The following is a 16,494-nucleotide window of genomic DNA, read 5'->3' on the forward strand; positions in this document are numbered from 1 at the left end:
CCTTTATTTATGATAAGGGTGGTTGAAATTTATACACAGAGCACGAAAAATCTGCTCATATAAAACAAGCTTAGCAATCTTATGGGCTAAAGTTAGCCTAGAGAGACTTACAAGCTTATCCATTTTATCCCTTAAATTATCGCCCAGACCATAAGCCCCACCGATAAAAAATGAAATTTGAGTTTTGTCTTTTAAGAGTTTGGCAAACTCAAAACTATCAAGCATATCCCCACGCTCATCTAACCCAACGCAATAGCCATTTAAATGTGGAGTATAAGCATCTTCATAGGCTTTATATGACGCAATTTGACCTTGAGTTTGAGCTTTGGCAATTTGAGAATTAAATTTATTAATCTCTTTGATATTAGCCCATTTGCTACTCATTTTTATATAATCTTTTAATGAATTATCATCATCAAGTTTTTGCAGGCAATGGACTAAAATTTGCACTAAATAGCCTCATTAATCGGATTATAAAAGCTATCATTTTTCATAAAAAATCTTATCATATCGCTAAGATATTTTTTAAGCTCATCTCTAGAGATGATAGCATCGATGAGTCCATGCTCAAGTAGGAATTCCGCTCTTTGAAAGCCCTCTGGCAAACTAGCTTTAATGGTTTGCTCTATTACCCTTTGACCAGCAAAGCCAATGAGCGCCTTTGGCTCAGCAATTATCAAATCTCCAAGCCAAGCAAAAGAGGCCGAAACCCCACCCATCGTAGGATCTGTAAGCACTGAAATATATGGCAGTCTATTATCGCTTAAGAGCTTTAAGGCCGCACTAGTTTTACTCATTTGCATAAGACTAAATGTGCTCTCTTGCATTCTAGCTCCACCACTAGCACTTACTATGATTAGCGGATTTCTTTTTTCTATGGCTCTGCGAACTGCACGAGTAATCTTCTCCCCTTCAACAGAGCTTAAGCTCCCACCCATAAAGCTAAAGTCAAAAACCACAAGCTGAATTTGTTGTCCATCAATGGTAGCTTCTCCTGATATGACTGAGCTTGTTTTGCCATTTTTGCTTTGGCTCTCTTCGATTCTTTTTTTATAAGATTTTTTATCTACGAAATTTAGTGGATCAATAGGCTTTAAATCTGCATCAAATTCAATAAAACTTCCAACATCACTTATTAATTCTACTCTTTTTTGAGCGCTAAGTCTCATATGATACCCACATTTTGGGCATACATTATAGCAAGCTTCAACCTCTTTAAAATACATCAAAGAGCTACAGCTATTGCACTTTACCCAGTGGCTTGGTGCCTCGCTTGGGTGGGATTGCTTTTTACGCATTTTTGAAAAAAAATCACCTAGCATTTTTTTCCTTTGATAAAAAATTGGGCGATTATATCAAATTTTTCTTTAAATTTATATTTTTCTTAATCATTGTATATTATTTTATCCGCATTTAATTATAGTTAAATTTACAAAGATACAATTTCGCAATTCATAAAAATTATTAAGGAGATTTAGTATGATAGTTACTAATAAAGCACCACAATTAAGTGGTACAGCAGTTCTAGGCAATGGTCAAATTGAAGAGAATTTCGACCTATATAAAAACATTGGACCAAAAGGTGCGGTTGTATTTTTCTATCCAAAAGATTTTACATTTGTTTGCCCAAGCGAAATTATAGCTTTTGATCACAGATATAGAGAATTCAAAGAAAGAGGCATTGAAGTAATCGGCGTTAGCACTGATAATGAATATTGCCACTTTGCTTGGAGAGAAACTGATGTAAAACAAGGCGGTATCGGTAGAGTACAATTCCCTCTAGTAGCTGACCTTAAAAAAGAGTGGGCAAAAGGATTTGATGTATTATTTGATGAAGCAGTTGCTCTAAGAGGTAGCTTCTTATTAGATAAAGATGGCACAGTTCGCCACGCTGTTATAAATGACCTTCCACTTGGTAGAAATATCGATGAAATGGTAAGAATGGTAGATACAATGCTATTTACAAATGAGCACGGCGAAGTTTGCCCAGCTGGCTGGAATAAAGGTGATAAAGGTATGAAACCTACAACCGAAGGTGTAGCTAGCTATCTATCAACTGATGGTGATAAACTATAATTTATCTAAAGCTCCATTTGGGGCTTTAAAACTTCTTTAAATTTAAATATTTATTCCGATATTAGTAAATTAATATAGGAGTAATAGATGCAAATCAATCCAATAGGTATAACTTCACAAGATTTTAGCAATACAAAAAAGATTTCAATTAATAAAAAATATGGTAATATGGATACTCAAGAAAGTAAAAGTCCAACTGCTATGATTCAAGAGACTATAGAGCTTTTAGAGGAGCAACTAGAAAGATTAAAAAAGCAATTATCTAAGGTTGAAGAAAAAATAAAAGCTCTATCTAGTATTCCAAATGAGTATGCTAAAAATATGCTAATGAGTTTAACAGAGCAAGCTACTGATTTAATAACCAAAATCACAACTATAAGTGCTAGGATTTTAGAGTTACAAAAAGCGCTTGCTTAGGATAGTTTATCCGTGTGTTCTTTGGAATTCTTTCATAAACTCACATAGAGTTTGGACGCTTTGTATGGTTACGGCATTATATATAGAAGCCCTTAGACCTCCTAGAATTCTATGGCCTTTTAGACCTATCATCGCATTTTCTTCTGCTAATTTGACAAATTTCATATCTAGCTCAGCACTAGGCGTAGCAAAGCTAACATTCATTATACTTCTTGAGCCTGGTTTTGCAAATGCGGTGTAAAAATCAGAGTTATCGATTAAATCATACAATATGGCAGCTTTTTTCTGATTTATGCTATTTATAGCATCCAATCCACCTTGATCTTTTATCCAGTCTAAAACTAGATCAAACATATAAATCCCAAATGTCGGCGGGGTATTTGATAGCGAATTTGCCTCAATTTGCGTAGTATAGCGAAGCGGTGTTGGGACGCTATCTTTGACACGATTAGCTAACTCTTTTTTGATAATTACTATTGTAATTCCAGCTGGGCCGGCATTCTTTTGCGCTCCACCATAAAATAGCCCAATATTATGTGCTTTAAAATCAATATTGCGACTTAAAAGATCAGAGCTACTATCAATCACCAAAGGGCATTTAGGGCTTGGTAGTGTGGCGTATTGAGTGCCATAAATTGTATTATTTGAGCAGATATAGCCATAATCAGCATCATCGCTAAAATTAAAATTTGGAATGTGGTCAAATCTGCTATCTTCGCTACTTGCTACGACCTTATAATTGATATTTTGGATTTTTGCTTCTTTGATTGCTTTTTGCGTCCAAACGCCTGTATTTGCATACTCAGCCACGCCACCAGTGTATAAATTCATAGGAATTTGAGCAAATTGTAAAGTTGCCCCACCTTGTAAAAATAGCACCGCATAATCATCGCCAATATTGTAAAATTCTTTTACCTTAGCAATTGCATTATTGTGCAACTCTTCAAAAACCTTGCCTCTATGGCTTACTTCCATAATGCTATATCCAAAGCCGTGATAATCGGTAAATTCAGCCTTAGCTCGTTCTAATACAGGTAGTGGAATCGCACTTGGTCCAGCACTGAAATTTAAAACTCTACTCATTTTATCCCCTTATTTTATGATTGCTTCTTTGTATAAATCTTGTGAAATAATAGTGATTTCATCTTTGCTTTTAAGCTTAGATAGTGAAACTATTTTTGAATCTTTTACTATTTGTGCCATATTTTTTGTTACTTTATAAAAGTGCTCTTGTTTTTTTAAAATCAACTCAAATTTCTCAATTTTCGACTGAGCTAAATTTAACTTTTTATATAAAAAATTATCCAAATTTGACTTAAATTTATCTAAAGTCAAAGTAGCTAGATTGAGTTTTTGCTCTATGGCTTTGGATTTTATCTGTGCTTTGGATAGATTTAAAAAGCCCTCATATCTACTAAATTTGGCTGATATTAAAGATATTAAGCTATTTTGGATAATATCAAATTTTTGATAAAGCTCATTACTATCAGGAAGTAGATCGACCATCGCAGCAGTAGGAGTAAGTGATCTATGATCAGCTACAAAATCGCTAATGCTATAATCAATCTCATGCCCAATAGCTGAAATAATAGGAGTTTTGGCCTCATAAATTGCATAAGCCAACTTCTCATCATTAAAGCACCAAAGATCCTCTCTTGATCCGCCGCCCCTAGCAATTACAATCGCATCAAGATTCATATTATCAGCGATATTTAGCATTTTAATGATATTATCTGCGGCTTTATTTCCTTGAACTAGGGAATTAAATAGATAAAATTTAGGCAATATATATCTATTGCTAATTACCCTTTGCATATCAGCAAATGCCGCAGAGCTCGCACTTGTGATAATCCCAACTCTATTTGGATATTTTGGTAGTTGCTTTTTATGTGCTGGGTCAAAAAGTGGCGATAGACGCTCTTTTAGCTGATTAAAAGCAAGCTCTAACTCTCCAACTCCAATTGGCATTATGCGATTAGCGATAAATTGATAGCTCCCATTTGGGCTATAAATTGATAATTTACCAATTAGAGTAACCTCCATTCCATCTTTGATATCAAATTTAATATTTTGATTAGAGAATTTATAAATCACAACGCTAATGGCTGATTTTTCATCTTTTAAGGTAAAATACCAATGACCGCTACTATGCTTAGTAAGGCGGCTAATCTCGCCTTGAACCTCTATAGAGTTAAAATGAGATTCTAATAGAGCCTTAGCTGATTCATTTAGATCGCTTACGGTCATATATTTTTTACCTTTTTAGCAATAAACATTGTGCTAATATTCATGCTAAATCCCTTAACCATCACGATCTCAAAGCCGCTATTTTTAATCTCAGAGCAAAACTCATTAGAGTCCAAAAAGCCATCAATACTTCTTGGCAGATACTCATATGCTTCTTTATTTTTGCTTATCATTCCGCCGATTGTAGGTAAAATTTTATGGAGATAAAAATCCCTAATTTTGGCTATTAGACCACTTTTTTGTCTTTTGGTAAATTCTAAAACTACCAAATATCCCCCAATTTTCAACACTCTATTAAACTCACGCAAAGCATGTGTCCTAGCTACTACATTTCTGATGCCATAGCTAATGCTAAGTATATCTTGAGTGCTTGATGGGATATTCATTTTATCAGCTTTAGACTCTATAAATTCGCAATTTTTAATCTTCTCTTTGGCTACTTTTAGCATTTCAACACTTGGGTCTATGCCAGTGATTTTGTTAATAGTTAAATTGGCTTTTTTAGCACTATTTATCCAAGCCTTAATCATATCTCCAGTCCCACAAGCCACATCGATAATATTTAACGAAGAGTTGTAATTCTTTAGCACTAAATCACACGCTGTGCTTCTCCAAGAGGCATCTATCCCAAAGCTTAAAATTTTATTAGCCTTATCATATGTAGGGGCAATTTCATTAAACATATCTATAATTTTCTCTTGATTTTGCACTTATATTTCCTTTTTGTAGTGTGGTTTTAGCTTTTTAGACATTTTTGATAATTTTTTATCAAATTTTTTAACTTTTTTCTCTAATTCTTTTTTTAAAGCCACCTTAATATCTCTTTGATTAGCGTTTTGATATTTGGATTTTAGATTTATAATTTTGGTTAATTTCAACTCAAATTTACCCATATTAAAAAGCTCTAAAAATATGCGAGTAAGAGTTAAAAGCTCTTGGAATAAATCTGATTTTATGCTATCTCTAATGCTTTGCCTTAAATTCACAATCTTTTTACGAATCGCATATGCAGCACAACTAGGCATTAAATCATCTAAAACGCAGTAAAATGAGTGCGTATCATACAAAAAAATCTCAAATTCAAAGCAAAGCGATTCAAATTTTTTATCAAAATAGCCTTCGATTTGAGTTAAAAGCTCTTTAAATTTAATATCTTGTTGATTTTCACTGCTCTTAATCTGGCCAAGTAGTGATAAAATCTCACTTAAAAGCTTACTAAATTTAGCCACAATGAGCTTATCAAAGATAAAATCAAAGCTATTAATGAGTAGATTTATGGTTATTAGGTTCTCATTAATTTTGATTAACAATCCTATATCTCTATCTTTTAAATATAGCTTTCTAAGATTATCTATCAAAAATAGTCTTTGCAAAATCAGCAATCTAATGCCATCATAAGCAGTAATATCCACGCCGAAATATAGCTTTTTACTGCCTAGCTTGGGGAGTTTAGAAGTTATCTCTAAGTAGCTGATATTTTGCAAAATTTATCCTTAAATAAAAGTGGTAAATTTTACACTAAAACTACTAAAATATAGCTTTAAAACCCCTATATTAAAACTTTTAAATTTAACAACACTTCGAGCAATTTGAGATATTTGCTACAATATTTAATCTATTAATTAAGTTGCCAATCTTTTGCTCTAGGTGGGTTTGGTATGAGAGCATTTGTGCGTCATTAGCACTAATATCTTCAATATTTCCACAATTACTACACACTAGATGGATATGCGGACGCTCGTAAATATCGTATTTTGCCTTTTGATTTGGGCTATTTACCTCTATTACTAAATTTTCATTTATAAGAGTATTTAAATTTTTATACACAGTCGCAAGAGATATAGATGGATATTCAACTTTTATCTGCTCATATAGCTCTTCTATAGTTGGATGTGTGTGGTTGCTTAATATCTTTAGGACGCAAAGTCTTTGTGGGGTAGCTTTTAGCTTGGCTTGTTTTAAAAGTTCTATGCAATTCATACTTTTTTCCTCTTAATTCAAATGGGATAATTTTATCAAAAAAATAATTAAATTTAACTTTATTAATTAATATTTTTTATCTTTTAAACTATTTTCAAGTGTAATTTTTTCAGCAATCTTTTGAACGCTGATATCAAGGCTATCTTCTACTAAATTTGTAGCTCCGTGCGTGATAAATTTATCTTCATACTCAAAGCTAGTAATGCTAATGCCATTAATGCCATTTTCTTGTAAAAATCCAGCCAAAATCTCACCCACTCCACCACGCTTAGCACTATCGCTAAAGATATACCACTTTTTATGCGTTTTGGTAAGATTTAAAAGCATATTTTTATCAAGCGGTTTTATGAATATGAGATCTATAATTGTAGGATTGATATTTAAAATTTCAGCTGTTTTAAACGCTTTTGCTACTGCGTTGCCATACCCGATAAATGCTATATCACTATCATTTTGTGATAGAATTTGAGATTTGCCAAGCTCTATTTTAACTGGCTCAAACTCATCACAAAGCCCAAAATTGCCTCTAGGATACCTAATAGCAAGAGGGGAGTTAAAATTATATGAGAATTCCATAATCTGTCTAAACATCGCCTCATCTCTTGGGGCAACTAAGCTAAAATTTGGCACGGCATTTAAAAAGCTAATATCGAAAGCCCCTTGATGAGTTTCCCCATCTTCGCCGACAATCCCAGCCCTATCCATACACAATACAACAGGCAAATTTAAAATCGCACAATCATGGATAACTTGGTCATAAGCCCTTTGCATGAATGTAGAGTATATGGCGATATATGGCTTAAATCCCTCTTTTGCCATTGCTGCCATAGATGTAACTGCGTGTTGCTCTGCAATGGCCGTATCCCAAAATCTATCTGGAAATCTCTCTATCAACGCTCCAAGCCCCGTCCCACTAGGCATCGCAGCAGTTACACCCACGATATTATCATACCTACTAGCAAACTCTAAGAGTAGATTGCTAAAAATTTCAGTAGCACTCTTTTGGGTGGATTTTTTCAAAGATATTCCATTTTGTGGATTAAACGGACTTACTCCGTGCCATTTCTCTTGGGGGCCTTCAGCGATTTCATAGCCTTTGCCTTTTATCGTTTGGGCATGGACTATTACTGGTTTTTTCATATTTTTGGCTACATTAAAAGCTGAGATTAAATCCTTGATATTATGCCCATTTACTGGTCCGATATACTCAAGTCCAAGCTCTTCAAAGAACATTCCAGGGGTTATAAGCCTAATTCCTTCTTCTAATCTTTTAGCCATATATGCTGCTGAGTCTGGCATAAGCTCTAAAAACTGATTAATCCTACTTTTAAATTTTTGATAAAATGGCCCAGCCATCATCTGTGATAGGTATTTACTCATCGCACCAATTGGTTTTGAGATACTCATTTCATTATCATTTAAGATAATAACGCATGGGTATTTAAGATCTCCTAGCTCATTTAATGCCTCATAAGCCATGCCAGCACTTAGGGCGCCATCGCCGATTAGAGCTACTGGGAGGCGATCTTCATTTTTTAGCTTAATAGCCTTCGCAGCTCCAACAGCAAGGCTAATAGAAGTAGAGCTATGACCGGCGATGAAGTAGTCATACTCACTCTCACTAGGCTTTGTATATCCGCTAATACCGCCAAATTTACGCAAACTATCAAATTTATCCCAACGCCCACTTAGGAGTTTGTGAGTGTAGCTTTGGTGGCTTACATCAAAAATAAATGGATCGCTTGGGGGATTAAAAACATGATGCATCGCAATGCTAAGCTCCACAGCTCCCAAATTTGAGCTTAAATGCCCGCCATTAGTGCTTACAACGCTTAATATTTTCTTTCTAATATCATCTGCTAGAGTCTCTAACTGGCTTAGTGTGAAAGACTTTATATCCATGTTATTCGCTCAATATTTTTTTGATTTTATTAAATCTAGTCATCACGCTACCATCTATATTGCCTATATCGCTTAATACTATTACCCCACCAGCCAAAACCGCATCATCGCTAGTAATCTTAATGTGAGATTTTTGAGTGAAATTTGATTTTAAAAACTCATAATCTTTTGGGCTAACCTTAATCTCTATAGAGGTGGCTTGACTTAGTTCATCTATTAGGCTTTTGGCGATATTTGAAGCGATTTGAGCGGAGCTATCTTTGATCTCTTTTAATACCACCTCTTTGGCAATATCAATTGCTGTAGCAGCTATCTCGCCTTGGCTTGAGCTTAAAAGAGATTCAAGCTTTGAGGTCTCTTCATCAAGCTTTTGAATTGATGAAGTGTAGTTTTTGCTATTTTCATTTAGTAGGGTTTCATATTGAGCTTTGGCTTGTTCTAGCCCCTCTCTTAACCCCTCTTCTTTAGCTCTTATAATCTCATTTTCTAAGCGAATTTTAAACTCATTTTCTTGATTTTCTATTTGCATTTGGAGTTTAACAATATTACCGCTTAAATCATCAGTTTTTTTCAAAAGCTCTTCTATAAATGTGGATTCTACGCTATTTGGTGCTTCATTGACTGGATTTATTTGTGGCTCTAAATTTACTTGATCGATCACTTCATCATCGCTATTTGACTCTATAGGCGTTGATATTTCTTTGGTTATCTCTTTTGGTTCAACCGAGTGAAGTGCTAAGACTTTAAATCTATATGGCTCTACTGTGTGTTCGCCTTTTGTCTTGTCTATTATGCTACTTAGTATCATTCTATCATCTCATCGCTTACGCCTACTTGGAATACTCCATCTTCGGCTAATTTTTGGACTAATTCTACAACCTTTCTTTGTGCATCTTCAACCTCTTTTACACGCACCGCACCTAAAAACTGCATCTCTTCTACAAATGCTTCGCTTGCTCTTTGGCTCATATTGGATAAGAATTTGCGTTTTAGCTCCTCTCCGCTGCCCTTTAAACCAACCATCAAAACCTTTTTATCAACAACTTTGATAATCTCTCTAATAGCGTTATTATCAAGTGAATTTATATCTTCAAAGGTAAACATAAGCTCTTTAATCATTGTAGCAAGGCTTGGGTCATTTTTCTCAATAATATCAATTGTGGATTTACTAGCTTTTTGACCAAGGCGGTTTAGCACCTCTGCAACAGCCCTTGGACCGCCGACTTCGACTTTATAGCTTGTAAGGCTCTCTAGCTTGGATTCAAGCACGGTTGATACCCGTTTAACCACCGAAGGGCTTATATCGCCTAAATTTGCCATACGGATTATAACTTCGCTTCTTATATCATCTGGGAAATAAACCAAAGTTTCAGCTGCGCTAGTTGCGTCCATATGAGCTACTATTAAGGCGATGGTTTGAGGGTGCTCTTTTACGATAAAATCAGCAAGTTGTTGAGGTCTAACCTGACCTAGATAGCCAAATGACTTGGTAGTCTCCATAGATTTTTGTAGCTTATCCATAATCTTTTGCGCTATCTCTGGGCCAAAAGTTCTAAATAAAATCTCTTTAGCATACTCAATACCGCCACTTCGTAGATATTGATTGGATTGGCTAACTGCGTAAAATTCCTCCAAAACAGCAGCCGCTACGCTCTTATCGATTGTTTTGGCCGTGGCTATGTATTTTGAAATTTCAGTGATGACATCAATCTCCATATGAGAAAATAGCAAAGTGGTAATATCTTCGCCTAATTGAATAAGCAATATAGCTACCTTTTCAGCCATACTAAGATCATCAAAAATCATCTTTTGTTGTTCATTTAATTTCATTAAAAATCCTTACCGGAGTTATATCCGCTATCATTTTTAAGCATAGTTTGTAATAAAGTAGCGATCTCTTCGCTCTTTTCGCTTGCGATTAATTTGAGTTTTTCTAGCATAACTTCATATTTAAGCTCACTCTCATCGAAGTTATCTCCAATGCCAAGCTCATCTTCAACCCTTTTTCTAGCAGCTTTAAATTTCTCTAGTGTATCCTCTGCTTCTTCTTGAATATCTGGCTCATCTGCTATAGGCTCAAGATCATCATCTTTGGCATCTTCGAGCATTTTATTAAGAAATGGAGTAATAACTTTTTTATAAAATAGGTATAAGATAAGTAGAACTATTAGATATTTTAAAATTGGCATAATTGGCTTAAAGTATGTATCTACCACTCTTTGGAATGGGCTTAATTGTATGATTGTGCCAGTATTTCTAAATTCAAAATTACTTACTGTAACCTCATCTCCTCTATTTGCATTATAGCCAATGGCTTGTTGAACTAGGCTTTTGATGGAGTTTATTTCATTTTCATTTAGTGGAATGTAGGTTAGAATATCAGATTTTGAGCCATCTTCAAGTGTTTGAAACTCATATTTTCCATCTACGACTACAGCTGCGGTTACTCTTTTTATCGTGGCGTATTGGTCTTTGACTTTTATAGTCTGTTTTGAAATTTCATAGTTAGTATTGGCTACATTTTTGGAGTATAGCTCAGTTGGTTTATTATCTTCTATACCTTGAACTGGACCAATATTGCTAACAGCCCCAGGCACTCCACCTACATCTTTTGGCTCTTTTCCTTCTCGTTTTTCTTCGATATTTTGCTCACTTCTAATAACTGAGTTTGGATCATAAATTTCATTTATACTATCTTTAGTTGAAAAGTCAAACTCAATACTAACTTTAGCCGTAACCTTATCTTTACCGCCGATAAATTTGCCGATCATATCGATAATTTTTTGCTCATATGAGTCTTCAAATTCACTTCTATATTTAATCTGTGCTGCTACAAGCTCATTTTCTAATGCTATATCATCATCGCCTAAAGATACTCCATCTTGAGTAACTATCTTGACATCTTCTAATTTTAAATTTGGCACAGATCCAGATACTATTCGTTTTATCCCTTCAATTTGTCTGCGATTTAGCTTTGAGCCATCTTTTATTTTTACAACGACTGAAGCAGTAGGAGGGACTTGACGCTCGGTAAATACGCTATCTTTTGGGAATGCGATATATACACTAGCCCTTTCTATCGGCTCTAGGCTCTCTATGGTTTTTGATAATTCACCTTGAATAGCTCTTTGAAATTTGACTCTTTGCTCATTTTCAGTAGCACCAAAGTCTTGAGTATCGTAAATTTCAAAGCCCTTTTTATTATCCATTATGCCAAGGCTTGCTATTGCGATTCTTTGGCGATAAACATCATTAGTTGGCACTAATATTGTGCCTTCATTTGCTAATTTATACGCAATTCCTTGCGTCTCAAGCTCATTTATGATTTGAGCTGATGTGGCTGGGTCTATATTACGAAATAATACGCTATAGCCTTCAAATTGTGCCTCTGGGTCTTTGTTGCTGCTATATAGTGTCAAAAATACCAAAAATCCAATCACTAAAACAATAGAACTAGCAACTACTATTTTTTGCTTTAGGCTTAGATTTTGGACTACTTGACTGATTTGCTGAAATAGAGCTTTAAAATCCATAATCTATCAAATTTCCTTTTTAAGTGCTTCTAAGACTTTTGTATTTTGCATACTTGTGCCAATTGTGATGCGAATAGCGTTTAAGCCATAGCTTTGCAAGTTACGCAAGATTATCCCCTTTTTTAGGAGATTATCGCAAATTTGGGTTGAATTTTTGCTATTATCAAATATAAATGTTATGAAATTTGTATAGCTTGGGATAAACTCTATATCATTATCTTTAGCAAATTTCTCATATACGCTCATCTCTTTTAGATTGTTTTTTAGAGTTTGAGCTATGAAGTCTTGATCTTTTATAGCTGCTATAGCCGCAGCTAGGCTTGGGGTTGTGATATTAAATGGTGCTCTAAGCTTACTAATTGCGGTGATTATTAGCTCATTTGCAATCCCATATCCAACTCTCATTCCGCCAAGGCCATAAGCTTTAGAGAATGTGCCTAGGTAGATCGCATTTGGCAAGGATACTATATCTTTTGGATTTATGGCTTTTTTGCTATCTTTGAATTTAGCAAATTCCATATAAGCTCCATCGATTACTACTAGCGTATCCTTATCCACGCTAGAGATAAACTCATAGACATCACTAGCATCTAAGCACTCTCCAAGTGGATTATTTGGTAAGCATAAAAATATAACTTTAATCTCATCTTTATGCTGATTATATAGCTCTTTTAGCTCATTTATATCGTGTTTGTGGCTTTGAGTTTTATAGATTTTAGCTCCTATATGTTTAGCATAAATTTCATACATTGCAAAGGTAATTCCAGCGCACAGCATAGCGAGGCTAGGGTTTAATTTAGCATGCATTATAAACTCTATTACTTGATCGCTTCCGCTTCCTATGACGATATTTTTGCTATTTATATTATATAAATTTGCTAAAGAGTCCTTTAACTCATAGTAGCTATCATCTGGATATAAATTTGCTTTTTGTATCGATTTTTCCATAGCTTCTAAGGCAAGTGGCGAGCAGCCTAGTGGATTTTCATTACTTGCTAATTTGATTATATCCTTTGGATTTATACCAAATTCTCTAATGACTAACTCAATTGGCTTTCCAGCTTCATATATTGGTAAATTTGATATTTGTGGGTTGAAATTCATTCTTGTCCTTCTTGATTTAAGTAGCTACCTAGCCAGGTGATCTCATGGCCGTTTTTACTAGCATTTTTTAAAACAGAATTTACATTATCATCATCTATATGACCTTCAAAATCGATATAAAATATGGTTTTAAAATCCTTTTGCTTTATCGGTCTGCTCTCAAGCTTAGTTAGATTTATTCCGCCATCTTTAAACATATTTAAAAGCTCTACAAGTCCGCCTGGGCGATGAGCCGTGAGTGCTAAAATGCTGGTTTTATCGCACCTACTTTTAATGTTTTTAAAATCACTTAATACAAAAAATCTTGTTTTATTTGCTAGATTATCTTCAATTTTTTCAAACATTATTGGTATTTTGTTTATATAAGCAGCTATTTTGGAGCAAATGGCGGCTGAATTTGGATCTTGCGAGGCTAAAAGTGCCGCTTGAGCCGTTGATTTAGTCGGTATAAACTCAACTGAAGTTAGAGTATGATCATCTAAAAAATTGTGGCATTGATTGTAGCCTTGCGGATGGGAGTAGATTTTATTTATACTGCTTAAATTTTGGCTTAAACTAGCAAAACTATGGTGAATATCCATATAAATTTCAGCTACAATCTTGACATTTTCATACTTTCTAAGGCAATCAAGGGTAGCTCCTACTGCGCCTTCGGTGTTATTTTCTATCGGCACAACTCCATATTTTGCCTCTTTATTGCTAAGCTCTCTAAAAACCCCTTCAATGGAGCTGATAGCCACATAGCTACTAGTTGCCCCAAATCTGCTTTGAGCTGCTTGATGAGTGTAGGTTCCAACTGGGCCTAGGAAGGCTACCTTTTGAGGTAGCTCAAGATTTCTACTAACAGAGAAAATCTCTAGATATATAGCATCAATTGCCTTGTGGCTTAGGTTGTTTTGGGGGTTAGATTTTAGCCTTGTTAGTATGGCTTTTTCACGCTCTGGGCGGTAGATTGGTGTGTTTGAGTTGATTTTTAATTCACCTATTTTTTTTACAAATTCCATTCTTTGATTTAATAAGCTTAAAATTTCATCATCTATCTTATCAATACTAACTCTTAAATCATCGATACTCATCGCACAATCTCCAAAATTTGGCTTACATCATCATAGATATTATCGATTTTATCACGATTTAAATTTGATATATTATCTTTGCTTATCTTACCACTTAATACTAGGCTAGTTTTCATATTAAGCTCTTTAGCCCCATATAAATCCCCAGTTGCGTCATCGCTTATTATAGTGATATTTTTAAATTCTGCTTTGCTATTTTGTGCTTTTAGTAGCTTAAGTGCAGCTGTATAAAATCCCAAGCTTGGCTTACCAATACTATCAAAACTAGCCCCAGTAGCATAAGAGACCATAGCAGCAATGGCTCCAACACCAGGATATAATCTCCCATTTTTCTTATAAATGCTAGTTTCATGCATTGCAATGATTTTAATGCCTTTTAAGGCAAGTTCATTAATAGTAGCAAAATCATCAAAGCTAAATTTATCCCAACTAGCAATCAAAATCGCTTTTGGGCTATTTTTATCTTGAGTGTAGCCTAGATTTTGCATAGTATCTATAAATTCCATAGCGCCAAATAAAGCGACATTACAAGGCGATATACTCTCATTTAGCACGCAAAATGGATCTAGATAGGCGCCATCTTTTATAGCTAAGCCTTTAGCTCTTAATGAGCCTAAAAACTCATCGCTTTTAACTTTAGTATTATTTGTGATAACGACATATGGAATTTGATTTAAATTCAAACTCTCAATCAGCTTACAAGCACCATTAATAGGGCTTTTATCGCTATCGCTAATTAATGTACCTTGCACATCTATAAAATACATTATATAAATTCCTTCTCACTTCTTATCATATCTTCAAAGCTCTCTCTTTTGCCTATTAAGCGATCTATGCCATTTTCTATAGCAATTTGTGCGGCACGACCTCTTGTGTTGTAGTTGCTAGACATTGAGTATCCATATGCTCCAGCTGATTTGATAACTAATAAATCGCCGTGCTGTAACTTTGGAAGTTCTATATCCTTAGCTAGAAAATCCCCGCTTTCACAAATTGGGCCTACCACATCATAAACTCTCTTTTCTCCATCTTTTAAGGCTACTATCTCGTGATAAGCATCATATAGACTTGGGCGGAGTAGATCATTCATCGCAGCATCTACGATGAGAAAATTTTTATCTACATTGCTTTTTTCATATAATACGCTAGTGAGTAATTCGCCGCTATTTCCTACTATAAATCTACCTGGTTCGCAGATTATTGTGGTATCTTGTCCTTTTAAAGCGGCTAAAATCCCTTGAGCGTATTCATATAAATTTGGCTCATTTTCATCTTTATATCTTATTCCTATCCCTCCACCAATATCAAAAAATTTAATATCTATTTGAGCTACTCTTAACTCGCTAAGCAAGCTGCTAACGATATTTGCTGCTTCTATAACAGGGCTTATATCACTTAACTGACTTCCTATATGGCAGTGGATACCAACTGGGTCTAAATGATCGCTTTTATGGGAGTGTAAGTAGATTTTTCTAGCTTCATCTATGCTAACGCCAAATTTATTTTTATTTAATCCTGTGGAGATATATGGGTGGGTTTTTGGATCTACATTTGGATTTACTCGCACTGAAATTCTAGCCTTTTTATTTAACTCTTTAGCTATTATCTCCACCCTTTGCATCTCTGCGTAACTCTCTAAATTTATCATTAAAATATCTAAATTTAAAGCCTCTTTGATCTCTTCATCGCTCTTGCCAACGCCACTATAGATTATCTTATAGTTACTAGCACCTGCTAATAAGGCTCTTTTTACTTCTCCGATACTTACGCAGTCAAATCCGCCCCCAAGGGTGGCAATATGCTTTAAAATACTTAAATTTGAATTAGCCTTTACAGCGTAGCAAATGAGCGACTTTCTAGCGTTAAATTCTCTTTTTAGCTTATTATATTGAGCGGTAATATGATCAAAATCATATATATAAAGCGGAGTTTTATACTTTTTAGCTAGTGCCAAATAATCCATATCTAATCCCTTGGAAATTTTAGAATTTACAATATTATCTAATCTTGGCTTAAATTTAAGACCAAATCTAATATATAATTGTAAAAAATTAATCTTTTTAAATCAAATGTGGATTTTGGCTTAAATTTACCATCTCTTTAAATGAAATTAAGATTTTAAAATTAATATTATAAGCAATCAATTATCTAAATTTAGC

17 protein-coding genes are annotated in these 16,494 nt (G+C 34.5%); 2 read left to right on the plus strand and 15 right to left on the minus strand.

What is annotated here, in order from left to right:
- Positions 1-3: 3 nt before the first annotated feature.
- On the minus strand, positions 4-450 hold the full coding sequence (locus CSUIS_RS00895) for a 23S rRNA (pseudouridine(1915)-N(3))-methyltransferase RlmH (RefSeq protein ID WP_086296744.1): 447 nt from the start codon (positions 448-450) through the stop codon (positions 4-6).
- Positions 450-1,322: an acetyl-CoA carboxylase, carboxyltransferase subunit beta gene (gene accD, locus CSUIS_RS00900; RefSeq protein ID WP_086296745.1), complete on the minus strand. Its 873-nt coding sequence runs from the start codon at positions 1,320-1,322 to the stop codon at positions 450-452. The genes CSUIS_RS00895 and accD overlap by 1 nt, the downstream gene beginning before the upstream one ends.
- Before the next feature lie 157 nt (positions 1,323-1,479).
- On the opposite strand from accD, the gene CSUIS_RS00905 reads away from it, so the two are divergent.
- Both CSUIS_RS00905 and CSUIS_RS00910 read left to right on the plus strand, forming a co-directional pair.
- Entirely contained in the window at positions 1,480-2,076 is a 597-nt protein-coding gene (locus tag CSUIS_RS00905; protein ID WP_086296746.1) for a peroxiredoxin, read from the plus strand.
- 87 nt (positions 2,077-2,163) lie between these two features.
- Positions 2,164-2,493 (plus strand): hypothetical protein, encoded by a 330-nt coding sequence (locus CSUIS_RS00910; protein WP_086296747.1) that lies wholly within the window; start codon positions 2,164-2,166, stop codon positions 2,491-2,493.
- A gap of 6 nt (positions 2,494-2,499) precedes the next feature.
- Here the strand turns inward: CSUIS_RS00910 and serC are convergent, their stop codons facing one another.
- From serC to lysA, 13 genes are all read right to left on the minus strand, one after another.
- Positions 2,500-3,576: a 3-phosphoserine/phosphohydroxythreonine transaminase gene (gene serC, locus CSUIS_RS00915; RefSeq protein WP_086296748.1), complete on the minus strand. Its 1,077-nt coding sequence runs from the start codon at positions 3,574-3,576 to the stop codon at positions 2,500-2,502.
- Between the two features lie 9 nt (positions 3,577-3,585).
- Entirely contained in the window at positions 3,586-4,740 is a 1,155-nt protein-coding gene (gene xseA, locus CSUIS_RS00920) for an exodeoxyribonuclease VII large subunit (RefSeq protein WP_086296749.1), read from the minus strand.
- The gene (ubiE, locus tag CSUIS_RS00925; RefSeq protein WP_086237045.1) at positions 4,737-5,450 is read right to left on the minus strand and encodes a bifunctional demethylmenaquinone methyltransferase/2-methoxy-6-polyprenyl-1,4-benzoquinol methylase UbiE; all 714 of its coding nucleotides are present in this window, start codon (positions 5,448-5,450) and stop codon (positions 4,737-4,739) included. Before ubiE ends, xseA begins: the two co-directional genes overlap by 4 nt.
- A complete protein-coding gene (locus CSUIS_RS00930) occupies positions 5,451-6,224 on the minus strand; it encodes a hypothetical protein (protein WP_086296750.1) in 774 nt (257 codons plus the stop codon).
- A gap of 85 nt (positions 6,225-6,309) precedes the next feature.
- A complete protein-coding gene (locus CSUIS_RS00935) occupies positions 6,310-6,720 on the minus strand; it encodes a Fur family transcriptional regulator (protein ID WP_086237043.1) in 411 nt (136 codons plus the stop codon).
- Positions 6,721-6,786: 66 nt separating this feature from the next.
- Positions 6,787-8,622, minus strand: a complete 1,836-nt coding sequence (dxs, locus tag CSUIS_RS00940) for a 1-deoxy-D-xylulose-5-phosphate synthase (protein WP_086296751.1) — start codon at positions 8,620-8,622, stop codon at positions 6,787-6,789.
- Position 8,623: 1 nt separating this feature from the next.
- On the minus strand, positions 8,624-9,430 hold the full coding sequence (gene fliH / locus CSUIS_RS00945; RefSeq protein WP_086293425.1) for a flagellar assembly protein FliH: 807 nt from the start codon (positions 9,428-9,430) through the stop codon (positions 8,624-8,626).
- Complete coding sequence (gene fliG / locus CSUIS_RS00950; protein WP_086237040.1) at positions 9,427-10,452, minus strand: flagellar motor switch protein FliG; 1,026 nt, start codon at positions 10,450-10,452, stop codon at positions 9,427-9,429. Before fliG ends, fliH begins: the two co-directional genes overlap by 4 nt.
- Positions 10,452-12,155 (minus strand): flagellar basal-body MS-ring/collar protein FliF, encoded by a 1,704-nt coding sequence (gene fliF / locus CSUIS_RS00955; RefSeq protein WP_086296752.1) that lies wholly within the window; start codon positions 12,153-12,155, stop codon positions 10,452-10,454. Before fliF ends, fliG begins: the two co-directional genes overlap by 1 nt.
- A gap of 6 nt (positions 12,156-12,161) precedes the next feature.
- Positions 12,162-13,259, minus strand: a complete 1,098-nt coding sequence (gene hisC, locus CSUIS_RS00960) for a histidinol-phosphate transaminase (RefSeq protein ID WP_086296753.1) — start codon at positions 13,257-13,259, stop codon at positions 12,162-12,164.
- Complete coding sequence (gene pheA / locus CSUIS_RS00965) at positions 13,256-14,335, minus strand: prephenate dehydratase (RefSeq protein WP_086242347.1); 1,080 nt, start codon at positions 14,333-14,335, stop codon at positions 13,256-13,258. Before pheA ends, hisC begins: the two co-directional genes overlap by 4 nt.
- Entirely contained in the window at positions 14,332-15,102 is a 771-nt protein-coding gene (locus CSUIS_RS00970; protein ID WP_086296754.1) for an HAD-IIA family hydrolase, read from the minus strand. The genes pheA and CSUIS_RS00970 overlap by 4 nt, the downstream gene beginning before the upstream one ends.
- Positions 15,102-16,298 carry a diaminopimelate decarboxylase gene (gene lysA / locus CSUIS_RS00975; protein WP_086242349.1) on the minus strand — a complete coding sequence of 399 codons (1,197 nt, stop codon included), beginning with the start codon at positions 16,296-16,298 and terminating at the stop codon, positions 15,102-15,104. The genes CSUIS_RS00970 and lysA overlap by 1 nt, the downstream gene beginning before the upstream one ends.
- Positions 16,299-16,494 lie beyond the last annotated feature (196 nt).

Origin of the sequence: Campylobacter porcelli (genome assembly GCF_002139855.1) — a bacterium.
In the GTDB taxonomy this organism is placed as follows: Bacteria; Campylobacterota; Campylobacteria; order Campylobacterales; family Campylobacteraceae; genus Campylobacter; species Campylobacter porcelli.

Excerpts from the sequence above, each read along its gene's own strand:
- accD (WP_086296745.1), bottom strand. The coding sequence starts at position 1,322 with ATGCTAGGTGATTTTTTTTCAAAAATGCGTAAAAAGCAATCCCACCCA.
- CSUIS_RS00905 (WP_086296746.1), top strand. The coding sequence starts at position 1,480 with ATGATAGTTACTAATAAAGCACCACAATTAAGTGGTACAGCAGTTCTA.
- CSUIS_RS00910 (WP_086296747.1), top strand. The coding sequence starts at position 2,164 with ATGCAAATCAATCCAATAGGTATAACTTCACAAGATTTTAGCAATACA.
- serC (WP_086296748.1), bottom strand. The coding sequence starts at position 3,576 with ATGAGTAGAGTTTTAAATTTCAGTGCTGGACCAAGTGCGATTCCACTA.
- xseA (WP_086296749.1), bottom strand. The coding sequence starts at position 4,740 with ATGACCGTAAGCGATCTAAATGAATCAGCTAAGGCTCTATTAGAATCT.
- CSUIS_RS00935 (WP_086237043.1), bottom strand. The coding sequence starts at position 6,720 with ATGAATTGCATAGAACTTTTAAAACAAGCCAAGCTAAAAGCTACCCCA.
- dxs (WP_086296751.1), bottom strand. The coding sequence starts at position 8,622 with ATGGATATAAAGTCTTTCACACTAAGCCAGTTAGAGACTCTAGCAGAT.
- fliH (WP_086293425.1), bottom strand. The coding sequence starts at position 9,430 with ATGATACTAAGTAGCATAATAGACAAGACAAAAGGCGAACACACAGTA.
- fliG (WP_086237040.1), bottom strand. The coding sequence starts at position 10,452 with ATGAAATTAAATGAACAACAAAAGATGATTTTTGATGATCTTAGTATG.
- fliF (WP_086296752.1), bottom strand. The coding sequence starts at position 12,155 with ATGGATTTTAAAGCTCTATTTCAGCAAATCAGTCAAGTAGTCCAAAAT.
- hisC (WP_086296753.1), bottom strand. The coding sequence starts at position 13,259 with ATGAATTTCAACCCACAAATATCAAATTTACCAATATATGAAGCTGGA.
- pheA (WP_086242347.1), bottom strand. The coding sequence starts at position 14,335 with ATGAGTATCGATGATTTAAGAGTTAGTATTGATAAGATAGATGATGAA.
- CSUIS_RS00970 (WP_086296754.1), bottom strand. The coding sequence starts at position 15,102 with ATGTATTTTATAGATGTGCAAGGTACATTAATTAGCGATAGCGATAAA.
- lysA (WP_086242349.1), bottom strand. The coding sequence starts at position 16,298 with ATGGATTATTTGGCACTAGCTAAAAAGTATAAAACTCCGCTTTATATA.